The following is a 19,971-nucleotide window of genomic DNA, read 5'->3' on the forward strand; positions in this document are numbered from 1 at the left end:
GGACGACCATGACGTCTTCGAAGCGAAACCGTGCCGAGGCCCTCCCGCAGGACCTCCAGGAAGCACTCCGCCGCCGGCTGGCCGGACGGGCCGCCGCGGGCGCACCCGGCACCGCCCGGCAGGCCATCCCGCGCGCCGACCGCACCCGGCCGCTGCCGCTGTCCTTCGCCCAGCAGCGCCTGTGGTTCCTGGACCGGCTGCGCCCCGGCGACCCGCGCTACAACAGCGCCGTGGCGCTGCGCCTGACCGGCGCCCTCGACCACACCGCCCTGGCCGCCGCAGTGGAGCACGTGGTGGCGCGGCACGAGGCGCTGCGCACCACGTTCGAGGAGCACGACGGCACCCCGGCGCAGACCGTGCACCCCGCCGCGCCGCTGCCGCTGCCCGTGCGGGACCTCACGGGCGAGGCGGGGGCCGACCCGGAAGCGGCCCTGCTGGCCGAGTACGAGCGGCCCTTCGACCTGGAGACGGGACCGCTGCTGCGCGCCCTGCTGCTGCGGGAGGCGCCCGACACGCACGTCCTGCTGCTGACGGCGCACCACATCGTCACCGACGGCTGGTCCATGGGCGTCGTGCTGGACGAACTGTGCACCGCCTACGACGCCCTCGCCCAGGGCACGCGGCCCGGCCTCGCGCCGGTGGCCACGCAGTACCCGGACTTCGCCGTCTGGCAGCGCGAGCAGCTCTCCGGCGCCCGGCTGGAACGCCACCTGGCGCACTGGAAGGAGAGACTGTCCGGGGCGGTCGCCCCCGAACTGCCGCTGGACCGGCCGCGCCGCGGCGAGGAGTCGGGTGCGGGCGCGGTGCACACCTTCACCGTTCCCGCCGCCACCACGGCCCGGCTGAGGCAGCTCGCGGCCGACCGGCACACCACCCTGTTCACCGCGCTGGTCGCCGCCTGCCAGGCCCTGCTGGCCCGCTGGTCCGGTCAGGACGACATCACCGTCGGCTCGCTCACCCCAGGGCGCGGCCGCACCGACCTGGAGCGGGCCGTCGGGTTCTTCGTCAACACCGTCGCGCTGCGCACCCGCGTCGAGACCAGCGGCTCCTTCCGGGAGCTGCTCACCGCCACCGCGGACACCGTCAACGACGCCTTCGCCCACGGCGACACACCGTTCGAGCGGCTGGTCGAGGCCGTCGGCGCCACCCGCGAGGCGGGCCGCAACCCCCTGTTCGACGTGATGGTCCTGCTGCACCCGGCGCCGCCCGCCGCACCCGACCCGCACGGCCTGACCGCCTCCCCGGTCGCCGTGCCGCGGCGGGCCGCCACGTTCGACCTGAGCGTCGAGTTCGTGCCCGACGGGGACGGGCTGACCGGGCTGCTGGAGTACCGCACCGACCTGTTCGACGCGGCCACCGCCGAGCGCATGGCGGACCAGCTGCTGCGCACGCTGGAGGGCGCCGCCACCGAGCCCGACCGGCCGCTCGGCGCCCTCCCTCTGCTCTCGCCCGAGCAGGAGCGGCAGGTGACGCGGGACTGGAACGCCACCGCGCGCCCGGTGCCCGAGGAGACCCTGCCCGAGCTGTTCGCCCGGCAGGCGGCCCGCACCCCGCACGCCACCGCCCTGGTCGCCGGCGACGTACGCCTGGACTACGCGACGCTCGACGCCGGCGCCGACCGCCTGGCCCGCCACCTGGTGGCGCGGGGAGCCGGACCCGAGCGCCTGGTCGCCCTGCGACTGCCGCGCACCGCCGACATGATCGTGGCGATCCTCGCCGTCTGGAAGGCCGGCGCAGGTTACCTGCCCCTGGACCCGGCGCTGCCCGAGGACCGGGTGCGGTTCCTGCTGGACGACGCGCGGCCCGCGCTCGTCCTCGACGAGGCCGCGCTGCGGGAGGCCGACGACACCCCCGGCGACACCCCCGGCGGCACGCTGGTGCCGCCGCACCCCGACACCACCGCCTACGTCATCTACACGTCCGGCTCCACCGGCCGCCCCAAGGGCGTCGCCGTGACGCACCGGTCGGCTGCCAACCTCCTCGCGGGCCACCGCGAGGGCTTCGTCGCCGAGGCCGGCGGCGGGCCGCTGCGCGTGGCGCTCACCGCGTCGTTCTCCTTCGACACCTCGCTGGAGGGCGTGCTGCTGATGGCCGACGGCCACCCGCTGCACCTGGTCGACGAGTCGACCCGGCTGGACGCCGCCGCGCTGGTCGCGTACGTGGTCGAGCACCGCATCGACTTCCTCGACCTCACCCCCACCTACCTGCGCCAGCTGCTGCCCGCCGGCCTGCTCACCGACCCGCGTCACACCCCGCGCGTCCTCATGCTCGGCGGCGAGGCCGTCGGCCCCGCCCTGTGGCGGGAGCTGGCGGCCCGGCGGGACGTGGCCGCGTACAACTTCTACGGGCCCACCGAGTGCACGGTCGACGCACTCGCCTGCCGGATCGGGGGCGACGGCCGGCCGACCGTGGGCCGGCCGCTGCCCAACGTGCGCGCCTACGTCCTCGACGACCGGCTCCGCCCCGTGCCGCCCGGCGTCGGCGGCGAGCTGTACCTGGCCGGTGTCCAACTGGCGCGCGGCTACAACGGGCGGCCGGGACTGACGGCCGCGCGGTTCCTGCCGGACCCGTTCGGCCCGCCCGGCACCCGCATGTACCGCACCGGCGACCTGGCCCGCTGGAGCGCCGACGGACGCCTGGACTACCTGGGGCGGGCCGACGACCAGGTCAAGGTGCGCGGCCACCGCATCGAGCCCGGCGAGGTCGAGGCGGCCCTGACCGACCTGCCCGAGGTCGCCGCCGCCGCGGTCGTCGCCGTCACCGACCCGCACGGCCACGTCCGGCTCGCCGCCTACCTCGTCCCCGCCGACCCCGACGCGCCGCCCGCCCCGGGCGAGGTACGGACGGCCCTGCGGCGGGTGCTGCCCGACCACATGGTGCCGTCCTCCTACACCGTGCTCGACGCCCTGCCGATGACCGTCAGCGGCAAGGTCGACCGGCGTGCCCTGCCCGCCCCCGACTTCGAAGCCGCCGAGCGGGAACGGGAGTTCGTCGCCCCGCGCACCCCCGAGGAGGAGACCCTCGCCCGCATCTGGGCCGAGGTGCTGGGCGCGCGCCGGGTCGGCGTGACGGACAACTTCTTCGAGCTGGGCGGCGACTCCATCCTCAGCATCCAGGCCGTCTCCCGCGCCCGCGCGGCCGGACTGCACCTGACCTCGCGGGACGTCTTCCGCCACCAGACCGTCGCCGACCTCGCCGCCGCCGCGTCCGCGCGCACCGAGCGGGTGCCCGCGCCCCGGCGCCCCGCCGAGGAGGGGCCGGCGCCGCTGACCCCCGTGCAGGAGTGGTTCTTCGCCACCCACGGCCCGCTGCGGCACTTCACCATGTCGATGCTGCTGGACCTGCCGTACGACCTGGACGAGCCCGCCCTGGAGCGGGCTCTGGAGGCGCTGGCCGCCCACCACCCGGCGCTGCGCACCCGCTTCGCCCGCTCGGGGGACGCCTGGCGCCAGCACCCCGGCGAGGGCCCGGCCACCGGGCTGCTCACCCGCCACGACCTCTCCGCCGCCGCCGACCCGGCGGCCGAGCGGGAACGGGCCGCCGAGGCCGCCCGCGCCGCACTCGACCCGGCAACCGGCGCCCTGCTGCGCGCCGCCTTGTTCACCCGCACCGGCGAGCGACCCCGACTCTTCGTCACGGCACACCACTTGGCGGTGGACAGCGTCTCCTGGCGCATCCTGCTCGCCGACCTCGCCGAGGCCTACCGGCAGGCGGCCGGGGGAGAGGCGGTCCGGCTGGAGCCCGTCGCCACGCCGTTCACCGACTGGGCCGCGCACCTCGCCCGCCGGGTGCGCGACGGCGACCTCGACGCCGACCTGCCGCACTGGACGGCCGAGGCCGCCGAGCCCCGCACCCCGCTGCCCGTGGACCGCCCGGGCACCCCGCTGGCCGGATCGGTCCGCACCCTCGGCACCCGCGTGGACCGCGCCACCACCGAGGCACTGCTGCGCCGGGTGCCCGCCGTCTACCGCACCCAGGTCAACGACGTGCTGCTCGGCGCGCTGAGCCGGGTCCTCGCCGACTGGACGGGCGCCGAGCGGGTGACCGTCCTGCTGGAGGGCCACGGCCGCGAGGACGACACGCTGGACCTGTCCCGCACGGTGGGCTGGTTCACCGCCCAGTACCCCGTCACCCTCGCGCCCGCCGGACCGCCCGGGGCGCCCGACTGGGGCGCCACCCTGAAGGCGGTGAAGGAGCGGCTGCGGTCCGTGCCCCGGCACGGCCTGAGCCACGAGGCGCTGGCCCGCCTCGGCTCGCCCGACCCGGCCGCCCGCGCCCTGCGGGACGTGCCGCTGCCGCAGATCAGCTTCAACTACCACGGCCAGTGGGAGGCCGCCGACGGCGGCGACTTCGCCCCGGCGGGCGAGGCCCCCGGCCGCGACATCGCCCCCGACGCGCCGCTGGACCACCTGCTGGACGTCTCCGCCGTGGTCTCCGACGGCGAACTGCACCTCACCTGGCACTACAGCGACCAGGTGCACGACGAGGCCACCGTGCGCGCCCTCGCCGACGGCATGACCGACGCGCTCGCCTCGATCACCGAGCACTGCGCCCGCCCCGGCGCGGGCGGCCACACCCCCTCCGACTTCCCGCTGGCCCGCCTCTCCCAGGAGCGCCTGGACCGCCTCGTCGGCGACGGCCGGGACGTGGAGGACGTCCTGCCGCTCACCCCCCTGCAGGAGGGCATGCTCTTCCACCGGCTGGTCGGCGGCCCCGACGACGTCTACGTCGACCAGGCGGGCCTGCTGCTGGAGGGCGTCACCGACCCGCACGCCCTCGCCGCCGCCTGGCAGCACGTCACCGACCGCACCCCGGCCCTGCGCGCCTGCGTGGTCTGGGAGGACGTCCCCGTGCCCCTCCAGGTCGTGCGCCGCGACGTACGGGTGCCGGTCACCCACCTCGACTGGCGCGACCTGGACGAGGCGGAACGCGCCGAGCGCCTGGCCCGGCTGCGCGCCGACGACCTCGCGCGGGGCATCGACCTCGCCGCCGCGCCGCTGATGCGGCTCACCCTGGTCCGGCTGCCCGACGCCCGGCTGCACCTGCTGTGGACGTCCCACCACCTGATCCTGGACGGCTGGAGCCTGGCCCAGGTGCTGACCGAGGTGTGCGAGGAGTACGCGGCGCTCACCGCGGGCACCGGGTTCCGCCCGCCGCTACGGCGCCCCTTCGGCGACTACGTGCGCTGGCTCGCCGACCAGGAGCCCGACGCCGCCCGCGCCCACTGGCAGGGCGTCCTGGCCGGCTTCGCCGAACCCACCCCGCTGCCCACCGACCGCCCCCTGCGCGAGGCCCACCGGGCCCGCTCCGCCGGGGTGCACACGGACGGCCTGGACGCGGAGGCGTCGGCCCGCCTCGCACGCACCGCCGGCGAGGCCGGACTCACCCTCAACACGGTCGTCCAGGGCGCCTGGGCGCTGCTGCTGTCCCGCTACGCCGCCCAGGACGACGTGCTGTTCGGCACCACCGTCTCCGGGCGGCCCGACGACCTGCCCGGCGTCGAGTCGATGGTCGGCATGTTCATCAACACCGTCCCCACCCGCGTCCGCGTGGACGCCACGCGCCCCGCCGGGGACTGGCTGCGCGAACTGCAGGACGCACAAGCCGAGTCGAGACGGTTCGCGGCCGCCTCGCTCGCCGAGCTGACCCAGCTCAGCGACGTGCCGTCCGGCAGCCCGCTCTTCCACAGCATGGTCGCCTTCGAGAACTACCCCTTCGACGAGGCCCGCACCGCCGGATCCGGGATCCGCCTGGCGGAGGTGACCTCCCGCGACGCCACCAACTACCCGCTGGTCCTGCGCGCCTACCACCGCGACCGCCTCGGCTTCGACCTGGCCTACGACCCGGACCTGTTCGACCCGGAGACCGTCCGCGCCCTCGCCGGCCGGCTGTGCCTGCTCCTCACCGGGCTGGCCGACGGCACCGACCGGCCGCTGCGCGCCCTGGCCTGGACGACGGCCGGGGAACGGCACCGCATCCTCACCGGCTGGAACGGCACCGAGTCCGGCCGGCCCGCCGAGACGCTGGTCGACCTGTTCGAGGCGCAGGCCGCCCGCACCCCCGGCAACACCGCCGTCACCTGCGGGGCCGAGCACCTGGACTACGCGACCCTCGACGCCCGCGCCGGCCGCCTCGCCCACCGGCTGGCCGAACTCGGCGCCGGACCCGAGCGGTTCGTCGCCCTCGCCCTGCCCCGCTCCACCGACCAGGTCGTCGCGATCCTGGCCGTGCTGAAGACCGGCGCGGCCTACCTGCCCATCGACCCGAACTCGCCCGCCGAACGCATCACCCACCTCCTCACCGACGCCACCCCGGTCACCCTGGTGACCACCCGCGACACCGCGGCCCGCGTCGACGGCACCGCTGTGCCCGTCGTCCTCCTCGACGCCCCGGACGAGGAGGCCGACCTCGCCCGGCGCCCGGCCGGCGGACCCGCCCCGGCCCGCCGCCCCCTGCCGGAGAGCCCCGCCTACGCCATCTACACCTCCGGCTCCACCGGCCGCCCCAAGGGCGTGGTGATCCCGCACGCCAACGTGGTGCGGCTGTTCACCCGCACCCGCCCCTGGTTCGCCTTCGGCCCGGACGACGTGTGGACGCTGTTCCACTCCTACGCGTTCGACTTCTCCGTGTGGGAGCTGTGGGGCCCGCTGCTGCACGGCGGCCGGCTCGTCGTCGTGCCCGACGAGACCGCCCGCTCCCCGGAGGACTTCCTGCGGCTGCTGGCCGAGGAAGGGGTCACCGTCCTCAACCAGACGCCGTCCGCCTTCTACCCGCTCGTCCGCGCCGACGCCGAGCACCCCGAGACCGGTGCCCGCCTCGCCCTGCGCACCGTCATCTTCGGCGGCGAGGCCCTCGACGTCGGCCGGCTCGCCGACTGGTGGGCCCGCCACCCGGCCGACGCGCCGCGCCTGGTGAACATGTACGGCATCACCGAGACCACCGTGCACGTCACCCACGCCCCGCTCGACCCCGCCACCGCCGCCCACGGCCCCGCCAGCCCCATCGGCGCCGGCATACCCGACCTGCGGGTCTACGTGCTCGACGCGGACCTGGCACCCCTGCCCCCGGGCGCGACCGGCGAACTGTACGTGGCGGGGGAGGGCCTGGCCCGCGGCTACCTGGGCCGCCCCGGCCTGACCGCCACCCGGTTCCTCGCCGACCCGTTCGGCCCGGCCGGCACCCGCATGTACCGCACCGGCGACCGGGCGAAGTGGCGGCCCGACGGCACCCTGGAGTACCTGGGCCGCGCGGACGCCCAGGTGAAGATCCGCGGCTACCGCATCGAGCCCGGTGAGATCGAGGCCGCCCTGCACGCCCACCCCGGTGTGGCCGAAGCCGCCGTCGGCGTGTTCGAGGACGCCTCCGGCACCCGCCGGCTGGTGGCGCACGTCGTCGGCACCGGCGGTGCGACATCCCCGGCGGCCGAGCTGCGCGCCCACCTGGAGCGGCTGCTGCCCGCCCACATGGTGCCCGCCGCCTACGTGCCGATGGACGCCCTCCCGCTCACGGTCAACGGCAAACTCGACCGGCGCGCCCTGCCCGCCCCCACGGCGGACGGCTACGCCGCCGACACCGGCCGGACCGCACCCCGCACCCCCGCCGAACGGGCCGTCGCCGCGGCCTGGTCGGACGTGCTCGGGGTCGAGGAGGTGCACGCGGGGGACGACTTCTTCGCGCTCGGCGGCGACTCCATCCTCGCCGTCCGCGTCACCGCCCGGCTACGTGCCGCGTTCGGGCCCGACGTCTCCCCGCGCCTGCTGTTCACCCACAGCACGGTGTCCGCGCTCGCCGCCGAACTGGGCGAACCGGCCGCCGCCGTCTGCGCCCCGCCCGCCGACGCGATCCCGGTGACCGCCCCGGACACCCCGGCTCCGCTGTCGTACGCCCAGCAACGCCTGTGGTTCCTCGACCGGTTCGAGCCCGGCAGCACCGAGTACACGACGCTGTCCGTGCTGCGCCTGCGCGGCGCGCTCGACGAGCCGGCCCTGCGCACCGCCCTGGACGGCCTCGTCGCCCGCCACGAGGCCCTGCGCACCACCTTCACCGAACAGGACGGACAACCCCGGCAGGTGGTGCACCCACCGCACCCGGCCGCCCTCACGGTGGACGACCTCACCGCCGCCCCCGACCCGCGCGCCGCGCTGGAGGAGCTGCTTGAACGCGAGGCCGCCACGCCCTTCGACCTGGCGGCCGGTCCGCTGCTGCGCGCCCGGCTGGCCCGCACGGCGGACGGCGAGCACGTCCTGGCCCTCGCCGTCCACCACATCGTCACCGACGGCTGGTCGCTCGGCGTCCTCGGCCGGGACCTGGGCGAGCTGTACGCCGCCGCCCGCGAAGGCCGCCGCCCCGAACTCCCGGCGCTGCCCGTCCGGTACGCCGACCACGCCGCCTGGCAGCGCGCCCGCACCGGCCAGGTCGAACGGCAACTCGCCCACTGGCGCGAGAAGCTGGAAGGCGTCCCGCCGCTGGAGCTGCCGACGGACCGGCCGCGCCCCGCCGTACGCACCCGCGACGGCGCGCTCGTCACCTTCACCCTGCCCGCCGAGCTGACCGGCCGGCTGCGCGAGCGGGGCCGGGAGGCCGACGCCACCCTCTACATGACCCTGCTGACCGCGTGCACGGTCCTGCTGTCCCGCTGGGCCGACCAGGACGACTTCGCCGTCGGCACCGTCACCGCGGGCCGGGAGCGGCCCGAACTGCACGACGTCGTCGGCATGTTCGTCAACACCCTGGTGCTGCGCAACGAGGTCCGGCCCGGCACGTCGTTCCGCGCGCTGCTGGAGCGGGTGCGCGGCACCGTCCTGGACGCGTTCGCCCACCAGGACGTGCCCTTCGAGCGGCTGGTGGACACCCTCCAGCCCGAACGGGACACCAGCCGCACGCCCCTGTTCCAGGTCATGGTCGCCCTGCACAACCTGGGTGCCGAGGCGCCCGCGCTGCCGGGCCTGGAGGCCGAACCGGTCCTGCCGCCGGTCCGGCACGCCACCTTCGACCTGGCCTTCGACTTCGTCGAGGGCGACGGCGGCGTCACCGGCCACCTGGAGTACGACACCGGCCTGTTCGACGAGGACACCGTCCGCGGCCTGGCCGCCCGCCTGCGGCTGCTGCTGGAGGCGGCGGTGCGGGACCCGGACCGCGACGTGCGGGCGCTGGAGCTGATGACCGCCGAGGAGCGGCGGCGGGTGCTGCACGACGGGCAGGGAGCGCACCTGACCGTCCCGGACACCACCTTCCCCGCCCTGTTCGAGGCGCAGGCCGCCCGCACCCCGCACGCCACCGCTCTGGTGGCCCGGGACGCCACCTGCGACTTCGCCGCCCTGAACGAGCGCGCGAACCGGCTCGCCCACCACCTGCTGGCCCTGGGCGCCGGCCCCGAGCGGGTGGTCGCCGTCCGGCTGCCGCGCACCTCCGAGCTGATGGTCGCGGTCCTCGCCGTCGCCAAGACCGGCGGTACCCTGCTCTACCTCGACCCCGGCCTGCCCGCCGAGCGCGCCGCCGGGCTCCTCGCGGACGCCGCCCCGCACACCGTCCTCACCGCCGACGCGCTGCGCGACACCCCGTGGGACCGGCTGCCCGCCCACGATCCCACCGACCGCGACCGCCCGGCCCCGCTGCGCCCGGACCACGCCGCCTACATCGTCTACACCTCCGGCTCCACCGGCCGCCCCAAGGGCGTCGTCGTGGAACACCGCCACCTGGTCAACCTCTGCCACGACCACTGCGCAGGGCTCGTCGCCCCGCACACCGCGGACGGAGAGCGGCTGCGCGCCGCGCTCAGCGCCTCGTTCTCCTTCGACACCTCCTGGGAGGGGCCGCTGCTGCTCGCCCTCGGCCAGGAGGTCCACCTCGTCGACGACGACGTACGCCTGGACCCCGAGGCGTTCTGCGCGCAGATCACCGAACGACGCCTGGACCTGGTCAACGTCACCCCGTCCTTCCTGCGCGAACTCCTCGCCGCCGGGCTCCTCGCACCCGGGCGCCACCACCCCCGCGTCCTGCTCGTCGGCGGCGAGGCGACCGGCCCCGACACCTGGCGCGAGCTGTGCGCCGCCGCCGAACTCGGCGTCACCGCCTACAACATGTACGGCCCCACCGAGTGCACCGTCGACGCCACCTACGGGCGCGTCACCGACCGCCCCGGCCGGCCGGTCATCGGACGGCCCGGCGCGAACCTGCGCGCCTACGTCCTCGACGGCGCCCTGCGTCCCGTGCCGCCCGGCACGCCCGGCGAGCTGTACCTCGCCGGCGCGCAGGTCGCCCGCGGCTACCTGGGCCGCCCCGGCCTGACCGCCGGACGGTTCCTCGCCGACCCGTTCGGCGCGCCGGGGGAGCGGATGTACCGCACCGGCGACCGCGCCCGCCGCGACGAGCACGGCGTGCTGGAGTTCCTGGGCCGCGCCGACGAACAGATCAAGATCCGCGGGTTCCGCATCGAGCCCGGCGAGGTCGAGGCCGCGCTGCTCGCCCACCCGGACGTGGCCGACGCCGTCGTCACGGCACGCGAGCACGCGGGCCGGCTGATGCTCGTGGCGTACCTGGTGCCCGCCGGGGACACCGCCCCGACCGCCGACGAGCTGCGCCTCGCGCTGCGCCGCACCCTGCCGGACCACATGGTTCCGGCGGCGTTCGTCCCGCTCACCCGGATCCCGCGCACCACCAGCGGCAAGACCGACCGGCGCGCCCTGCCCGCCCCGCCCGCGCAACCCGACACCACCGCCGCCCACGTGGCTCCCCGCCCCGGCACCGAGCAGACGCTGGCCGCCATCTGGGCCGACGTCCTGCGCGTCGAACGGGTGGGCGCGCGCGACAACTTCTTCGCGCTCGGCGGCGACTCGATCCTCAGCATCCAGATCGTCTCCCGGGCCCGCCAGGCCGGGCTCGCGCTGACCACCAAGGACGTCTTCCGCCACCAGACCGTCGCCGAACTCGCCCTGCGCGTCACCGAGTCGGCGCCGGTCACCACCGACACGACCGCCCCGGCAGAGGCACCGCTCACGCCCATCCAGCGCTGGTACCTCGACGGCCGCCGTCCCGGCGATCCGCTGCGCTTCAGCATGTCGCAGCGCCTCGAACTGGCCCCCGGAACAGACCTGCCGGCCCTGCGCACCGCCGTGGACGCCCTCGTACGCCACCACCCGGCGCTGCGCACCCGCTTCCGCCGCACCGAGGAGGGCTGGCGCCAGGAGGTCCTGCCCGCTCCCGCGGACGGCATCGTCACCCACCACGACCTGGCCGGCCTGGACGACCCCGCCCTGGAGGCCGAGACGGCCCGCCTCGCGGACGAGGCCCGCGCCGCCCTCGACCCCACCGAAGGCCGGACGGCCCGCGTCCTGGTCCTCGACCGCGGCCCGCGCCTCCCCGCCCACCTGCTGTTCACCGTCCACCACTTGGCCGTCGACGGCGTCTCCTGGCGGATCCTGCTGGCCGACCTGGAGACCGCCCACCGGCAGGCCGCCGCCGGACACCCCGTCGAGCTGCCCCCGGCCACCACCGCGTACGGCCACTGGGCGGCCCGGCTGGAGGCCCACACCCGCTCCGGCGCCCTGGACGGCGACCTCGGCCACTGGCGGCGCACCACGCAGGCCCCCGCCGACCTGCCCGCGGGCCGGCCCGGCCCCAACACCCACGGCACATCCGCCACCGTCACCGTGGAACTGGAGCCGGAGACCACCGAGGCCCTGCTGCGCCAGGTCCCGGAGGTCTACCGCACCCAGGTCAACGACGTCCTGCTCAGCGCCCTCGGCCGCACCCTGGCCCGCTGGTGCGGGCGCGAGAGCGTACTCGTCGGCGTGGAGGGCCACGGCCGCGAGGACCTCTTCGACGACCTGGACCTGTCCCGGACCGTCGGCTGGTTCACCGCCGAGTTCCCCCTCGCGCTGACCGTCGCCCCCGACGCCGGCTGGCACGACACCCTGCGCTCGGTCAAGGAGCAACTGCGCGCGGTGCCCCTGCACGGGCTGAGCCACGGCGCGCTGCGCCACCTGCTCCCCGACAGCCCCCTGGCCGCCGCCCCGGCGCCCCAGGTCGGCTTCAACTACCACGGCCGGTGGGACGCCGACGGCGGCGGCAGCGGCCTGTACGGCGCCGCCCTGCCCCCGGCCGGCTCCGACACCGACCCCGACGCCCCCCGGCCGTACCTGCTGGACATCACCGGCGTGGTGCAGAACGGCCGGCTCGAACTCGGCTGGACCTATCCGCCGGCCGTCTACGACGAGCCCACCGTCCGCGCGCTCGCCGGGCAGATGTGCGCGGCGCTGCGCGAGATCGCGGCCCACTGCGCCCGTCCGGACGCGGGCGGCCGCACCCCGTCGGACTTCCCGCTGGCCGGGCTCGGCCAGACGGAGCTGGACCGCCTCGTGGGCGACGGCCGGCACGTGGCCGACGTCCTGCCGCTGACACCGCTGCAGGCCGGCATGCTCTTCCACGGCCTGGTCGACACGGCGGGCGCCTACGCGGACCGCGTGGCCGTCCGTCTGTCCGGGGTGAGCGACCCGCGGGGCTTCGCCGCCGCCTGGCAGCAGGTCGCCGACCGCACCGAAGCCCTGCGCACCAGCGTCCACTGGCAGGGCCTGCCGCACCCCGTACAGGTCGTGCACCGGCGCGTGGAGCTGCCCGTCACCCACCTGGACTGGCGAGGCCTGACGCCCGAGGAGCGCGCGGCGGCCACCGAGGAACTGCTGGCCGCCGACCGCGCGGCGGGCATGGACCTCACCACCGCGCCGCTGACCCGCATCACCCTGGCCGCGCTGCCCGGCGACGAGATCCTGCTGCTGTGGTCCTCCCACCACCTGATCCTGGACGGCTGGAGCACCGGACAGCTCCTCACCGAGGTGTGCGAGCGCTACGCCGCCCTCACCGGCGGCCGAGCCGCCCCCGCACCGGTCAGGCGCCCGTTCGCCGACTTCCTGCGCTGGCTCCACGACCAGGACGACACCGCCGCCGAGGCCCACTGGGCCGAGACCCTCACCGGGTTCACGGACCGCACCCCGCTGCCCTACGACCGCACGCCGGCCGAGGAGCACCGCGCCCGCGCCGCCGCCCTCACGAGCCGGCGGCTGGACGAGGACCTGTCGGCGCGGCTGCGGTGGAGCGCCGCCCGGGCCGGGCTCACGGTGAACACCGTGATCGAGGGCGCCTGGGCGCTGCTGCTGGCCCGCCACAGCGGCCGCGACGACGTCGTGTTCGGCACCACCGTCTCCGGACGCCCCGCCGAACTGCCCGGCGTGGAGTCGATGATCGGCATGTTCATCAACACCGTGCCCACCCGCGTCCGCGTCGCGGGCGGGGGAGCGGCGTCCTGGCTGCGCGAGGTGCAGGAGCGCCAGAGCGACACCCGGCGCTTCGACTTCCTCGCCCTGCCCCGCATCCAGGCGCTGAGCGAGACACCGGCGGGCGAGGCGCTGTTCGACAGCATGGTGGTGTTCGAGAACTACCCCGTCGACGAGTCCGCCACGGCCCGCACGGGCGTGCGGGTCGAGGAGGTGCGCGCCGAGGACGCGCCCACCTTCCCGCTGTGCCTGCGCGCCCACCTCGGTGACCGCCTCGGCGTCGACCTCGCCTACGACGCCGCCCTGTTCGACGCGGACACCGCCGAACGCCTCGCGGACCGCCTCACGGTCGTCCTGCGCGCCCTCGCCCACGCCCTGGAGACCGGCGCCGATGTCACCGGCCTGGAGGCGCTGACCGAGGACGACCACCTGCTGCTGCGGCGGTGGAACACCACCGCCCGTCCGGTGGTGCCGCGCAGCCCCGTCGACCTGTTCGCCGAGCAGGCCCGCCGCACCCCCGAAGCTCCCGCGCTGCTCGATGGCGACACCCAATTGACGTACCGTCAGCTGGACGACTGGTCCGACGCCGTGTCCTCCCGGCTGCTCGCCGACGGGCTGCGGGCCGAGGACCGGGTGGCCCTGCTGATGGACCGCGGCGCCGCACTCGTCGTCGGCCAGCTCGCCGTCCTCAAGGCGGGGGGCGCCTACGTGCCCGTGGACGCCCGCGCCCCCGAGGACCGGCGTCGCGCGCTCCTCGCGCGGGCGGGCGCCACCGTCCGGCTCACCGCCGAGGACGTCACCATCGCGCGCACCCCCGTGCCGGGCGCGCCGGTCGCCGCACCGGCGGACCCCGACCGGCTCGCCTACGTGATGTTCACCTCCGGGTCGACCGGCGAACCGAAGCCGGTCGCCGTACGCCACCGTGACGTGGCCGCCCTCGCCACCGACGGCCGCTTCACCGACGGTGTGTGCGAACGGGTGCTGCTGCACTCCCCGGTGGCCTTCGACGCCGCCACCTTCGAGGTGTGGGCACCCCTGCTGACCGGCGGCTGCGTCGTCGTGGCACCCCCGCCGCCGCTCGACGCGGCACAGCTGCGGCTCCTGGTCCGCGACACCGGCCTGAGCGCCCTGTGGCTGACCGCCGGCCTCTTCCGGCTGCTGGCGCAGGACGCACCCGATTGCTTCACCGGTCTGCGCCAGGTGTGGACCGGCGGCGACGTCGTGCCCGCCGCTGCCGTACGGCGTGTGCTGGCCGCCTGCCCGGGCCTGACCGTCGTGGACGGCTACGGCCCCACCGAGACGACGACGTTCGCGACGTCGTTCGCCCTCCGCGACGCGACAGCCGTCCCCGACACCGTGCCCATCGGCCACCCCCTCGACGACATGCGCGTCCACGTCCTCGACGGCAGGCTGCGGCCCGTACCGCCGGGCTGCACGGGTGAGTTGTACCTCGCCGGCGAGGGCGTCGCCCGCGGCTACCTGGGCCGCCCCGGCGACACCGCGGCCCGCTTCCCGGCCGACCCGGCCGGCCCGCCCGGCAGCCGCATGTACCGCACCGGCGACCTGGCCCGCCGCCGCCCCGACGGCACCGTCGAGTTCCTGGGCCGCGCCGACGACCAGGTGAAGATCCGCGGCTTCCGCGTCGAACCCGGCGAGGTCGAGGCGGTCCTCGCGGCGCACCCCGGCGTCACCGACGTCACGGTGCTGGCCCGCGAGGACCGGCCCGGCAGCCGCCGCCTGGTGGCCTACGTGGTCGGCACCGAAGACGTCGCGGCCGTACGGGAGTTCGCCCGGCGCTCCCTGCCGGACTACCTCGTGCCGTCGGCGTTCGTCGTCCTGCCGGCGCTGCCGCTCAGCCGCAACGGCAAGGTCGACCGGGCGGCGCTCCCCGCACCCGAGCACGCGAGCGGCGACCCGCAGGGCGCACCGGCCGAACCGCGCACCGACGCCGAGCGGCGCACGGTGGAGATCTTCGCCGACGTCCTCTCCGTGCCGCACCCCGGTGTGCGGGACGACTTCTTCCAGCTGGGCGGCGACTCCATCCTCAGCATCCGGCTGGCCGTCCGCCTGGCCGAGGCGTTCGGCACCGACCTGTCCCCGCGCGCGGTGTTCACCCACCCGACCCCGGAGGCCCTCGCCGCCCTGCTCACCGAGGAACGCCCCGGCGACGCCGGGCCCGCCCCGATCGTCCCGGTCACCCGCGACACGCCCGCCCCCATGTCGTACGCCCAGCAACGCCTGTGGTTCCTGGAGGAGTTCGCGCCGGGCAGCGGCGAGTACGTCACCGCGCTGGCCCTGCGGCTGCGCGGGCGGCTCGACGTGCCCGCCCTCACCGCGGCCCTGCGGGCCCTGGTCGAGCGGCACGAAGCGCTGCGCACCACCTTCGACGCGGTCGACGGCCACGGCGTGCAGATCGTCCACCCGGCCGGGGACGTGCCGCTGACCCTGCACGACCTGTCCGCGCTGTCGGGCAGCGAACGCGACGCCCGGCTCGCGGACCTCCTGGACGCCGAACGCGCCCGCACCTTCGACCTGCGGCGCGGCCCGCTCCTGCACACCGGGCTGATCAGGTTCGCCGACGACGAGCACGTCCTGACGCTGACCCTGCACCACATCGTCACCGACGGCTGGTCCACCGGCGTGCTCACCGGCGACCTCGCCCACTTCTACCGTGCCCGACTCGGTGCGGAGCCGGGCACGCTGCCGCCGCTTCCGGTGCAGTACGCCGACTACGCCCACTGGCAGCGCGGGCGCGGCACCGACGACCACCTCACCTACTGGAAGGAGCGCCTGGCCGGGCTGGAGACGCTGGACCTGCCCACCGACCGGCCCCGTCCGGCGGTGCGCACCCACCACGGCTCCTCCGTGCGGCTCGTCCTGCCCCGCGACACGACCCGCCGCCTCGCCCGGGTGGGCCGCGACCGGCAGGCCACCCTGTTCACCACGCTGGTCGCCGCCGCCCAGGCCTACCTGGCCCGCCTGACCGGCGGTGAGGACATCACCGTGGGCACGGTCACCTCGGGCCGCGACCGGGCCGAGGTCCAGCACCTCGTCGGGTTCTTCGTCAACACCCTCGTGCTGCGCTCGCGCGTCGAACCCGACCGCAGCTTCCCCGAGTTCCTCGACGAGGTGCGCGGTACCGTCCTCGACGCCTTCGCCCACCAGGAGGCGCCGTTCGAGCAGGTGGTGGACGAGGTGCAGCCCGTGCGCGACACGAGCCGCACCCCCCTGTTCCAGGTCATGGTGGTCCTCCAGAACGCCCCGGCCGCCGCCCTCGACCTGCCCGGCATCGAGGTCACCGACGTCGACACCGAGCTGCGGCACGCCGCGTTCGACCTCACCCTGGAGTTCGCCGAGACCGGCACCGGCGAACTGCACGGTGTTCTCACCTACAACACCGACCTGTTCGACGCGGCCACCGCCGAACGCATGGCCGACCAGCTCGCCACCCTGCTGACCGCCGTCGCCGACGACCCCGACCAGCCCCTGGGCGCCCTGCCCCTGGCCACCGACGAGACGCTCAAGGCCGTACTCGACCAGGGACGCGGCACCGCCCGCCCGGTGCCGGCGGCGACCCTGCCCGAGCTGTTCGAGCGACAGGCCGCCCGCACCCCCGACGCCGTGGCCCTGGCCGACGCCGACGGCCGCGAGCTGACCTACGCACACGTCGAACGCGCCGCCAACCGGCTGGCGCACCGCCTCATCGCCCGGGGCGTGGGACCCGAGCGGATCGTCGCGCTGGCCCTGCCCCGCGGCGCCGAGACGGTCGTGGCGCAGCTCGCCGTCACCAAGGCCGGCGGCGCGTTCCTGCCCGTCGACCCGGACTACCCGCAGCAGCGCCGGGAGTTCATGCTGCGCGACGCCGGCGCCCGGCTCGTCCTCGACGACCCCGCCGCCGTATGGCACGCGGACGGCCCGGACACCGCGCCCACGGACGCCGACCGCACGGCACCGCTGACCGTCGACCACCCGGCGTACGTGATCTACACGTCCGGCTCCACCGGCACCCCGAAGGGCGTGACGGTGACGCACCGCGGCCTCGCCGCCTTCGCCGCGGCGGCCGCCGACCGCTACGACGCGGGCCCCGGCGACCGGGTCCTGCAGTTCGCCTCACCCAGCTTCGACGCCTCGGTCCTGGAACTGTGCGTGTCGCTGCTCAGCGGCGCCACCCTGCTCACCGGGGAGGAAGGCCCCCTCGTGGGCGAGCGCCTCGCCCAGGCCCTCACCGAACGGCGGGTCAGCCACACGCTGATCCCGCCCGCCGCCCTCGCGACGGTCGATCCGGAATCGGCCGACGCCTTGCCGCACCTGCGCACCCTCATCGTCGGCGCCGAGGCCTGCCCCGCCCACCTCGTCGAACGGTGGGCCCCCGGCCGACGGATGATCAACTCGTACGGTCCGACCGAGGCCACCGTCGTCGCCACCTGGACCGGCCCGCTCACCCCGGGCACGGGCGCCCCGCCCATCGGACGCCCGGCCGGCGCCACCCGCGTCCACATCCTCGACGCCGCCCTGCGCCCCGTCCCGCCCGGCGTCACCGGCGAGCTCTACATCGCCGGACCGGGACTGGCCCGCGGCTACCTCAACCGGCCCGGCCTGACCGCGTCCCGCTTCGTCCCCGACCCGTTCGGCGCCCCCGGCGAGCGCATGTACCGCACCGGCGACCTCGCCCGCTGGGCGGCGAACGGGGAACTGCGCTTCGCCGGACGCGCCGACGCCCAGGTCAAACTGCGCGGCTTCCGCATCGAGCCCGGAGAGATCGAGAGCGCGCTGCGCGGCAGCCCGCTGGTGCGCGACGCGGTGGTCACCGTACGCGGCGGCGGCAGCGACCCCGACGGCCGCTCCGGCGCGCGGCTGGTCGCCCACGTCGTCCCCGCCGAGGGCACCCCGGAGACACTGCCGGTGCCTGAACTGCGCGACCACCTCGCCGGGCTGCTCCCGCCGCACATGATCCCCTCGGCGTTCGTGCCGCTGGCACGGCTGCCGCTCACCCCGAACGGCAAGACCGACCGCAGCGCGCTGCCCGAACCCGGGCCCGCCCACACCGCCACCGGCCCGCACACGCCGCCGCGCACCGACACCGAACGCCGCATCGCCCGCATCTGGGCCGACGTCCTCGGCGTGGCCGAGGTGGGGGCGCACGACAACTTCTTCCACTTGGGCGGCGACTCGATCCTCAGCATGCAGGTCGTCTCACGCCTGCGACGCGACGGACTCCACCTGACCACCCGCGACCTGTTCACCCACCAGACCGTCGCCGAACTGGCCGGCGTCGTCACCGCCGCGCCCCGGCACTCCGGGGACGAAGCGGTGAGCGGCGAGGTGCCGCTCACCCCCATCCAGGAGTGGTTCCTGACCAGCCCCCGCGCCAGCCACGCCCACTTCAACCAGTCCCTGCTGGTGGAGCTCACCGCCGACGTGGACGCCGCCGCCCTGGAAACGGCCCTCAACGCCCTGCTCGATCACCACGACGCGCTGCGCATGCGCTTCACCGCGGACCAGGACGGCTGGCGCCAGTTCAACCCGCCGGTGGCCGACACCGACCGCGACGGGCTCCTGACCCGCCACGACCTCGGCGGACTGACCCCCGGAGAGGCCGACGCGGCGATGGAGAAGACCGCCGACGACCTGCACACCGGCTTCGACCTGGCGCGCGGTCCGCTGCTGCGGGCGGCCCTGTTCACCGGCGCCGCCGACCGGCCCGGCTTTCTCCTCCTGGTCGCCCACCACCTGGTCGTGGACGCCGTCTCCTGGCGCATCCTGCGCGACGACCTGGAGGCCGCCTACCGGCAGGCCGCCCAGGGCGGCCCCGTCACGCTGGGCGAACGCACCACCTCCTTCCGCGACTGGGCCCGGGGCATCGCCGCGCACGTCGCCGCGGGCTCCCTCGACCACGAATTGCCCTACTGGGAACGCGCGGTGAACGCCGAGCCGCTCCCGGCCGAGGCACCGCCCGGGCCGGAGGCGGGTGCCGTCGACACGCTCACCGTCGAACTGGACGAGGCGGACACCGAAGCGCTGCTGCGCGCCGCCCCGACCGCCTACCGCACCCGCGTCAACGACGTGCTGCTCGCCGCCCTCGCCCTCGCCCTGGCCCGCTGGACCGGCCGCGAGGAGGTCCGCCTGGACCTGGAGGGACACGGCCGCGAGGACATCCTCGACGACGTCGACCTCACCCGCACGGTCGGCTGGTTCACCACCGTCCATCCCGTCGCCCTGCACATCCCCGAACCCGCCGGCCTCGACGCCGACCGCGACTGGCGCACCCTGGTGAAGTCGGTACGCCGCCAGCTGCGCGCCGTACCCGGCAACGGCCTCGGCTTCGGCGCGCTGCGCACCTTCGGCCCGCCCGAGGTGCGCGAACGCCTCGGCCGCGCCGCGCACGGACAGGTCGTCTTCAACTACCTCGGACAGTGGGACGCCCGCCCGGAGACCCCCGGGAACGGCCTCGTCCGCGCCGAACACGGTTCGTTCGGCCGCCACCACGACCCGCGCGACAGCGGCTCCCACCCGCTGGAGATCGTCGGCGCGGTCCAGCGCGGCCGGCTGTCCTTCACCTGGCACCACCGCCCCGCCCTGCACGCCACCGACACCGTGCGCCGGGTCGCCGAGGACTTCGCCCGCGCGCTGCGCCACATCGCCCAGCACGCCCGCGAGCGCCGGTGACGCCCCTCCCCGTGGGCCGCGCCCCACCGCTGGCACC

General features: G+C 76.1%; 1 protein-coding gene. It reads left to right on the forward strand.

Annotated features, from left to right (window positions below):
* Positions 1-8: 8 nt before the first annotated feature.
* Positions 9-19,934: a non-ribosomal peptide synthase/polyketide synthase gene (locus tag AC07DA_RS22315; RefSeq protein WP_479129915.1), complete on the forward strand. Its 19,926-nt coding sequence runs from the start codon at positions 9-11 to the stop codon at positions 19,932-19,934.
* The last annotated feature ends 37 nt before the right edge of the window (positions 19,935-19,971 follow it).

The organism is Streptomyces sp. NPDC044921 (genome assembly GCF_056432865.1).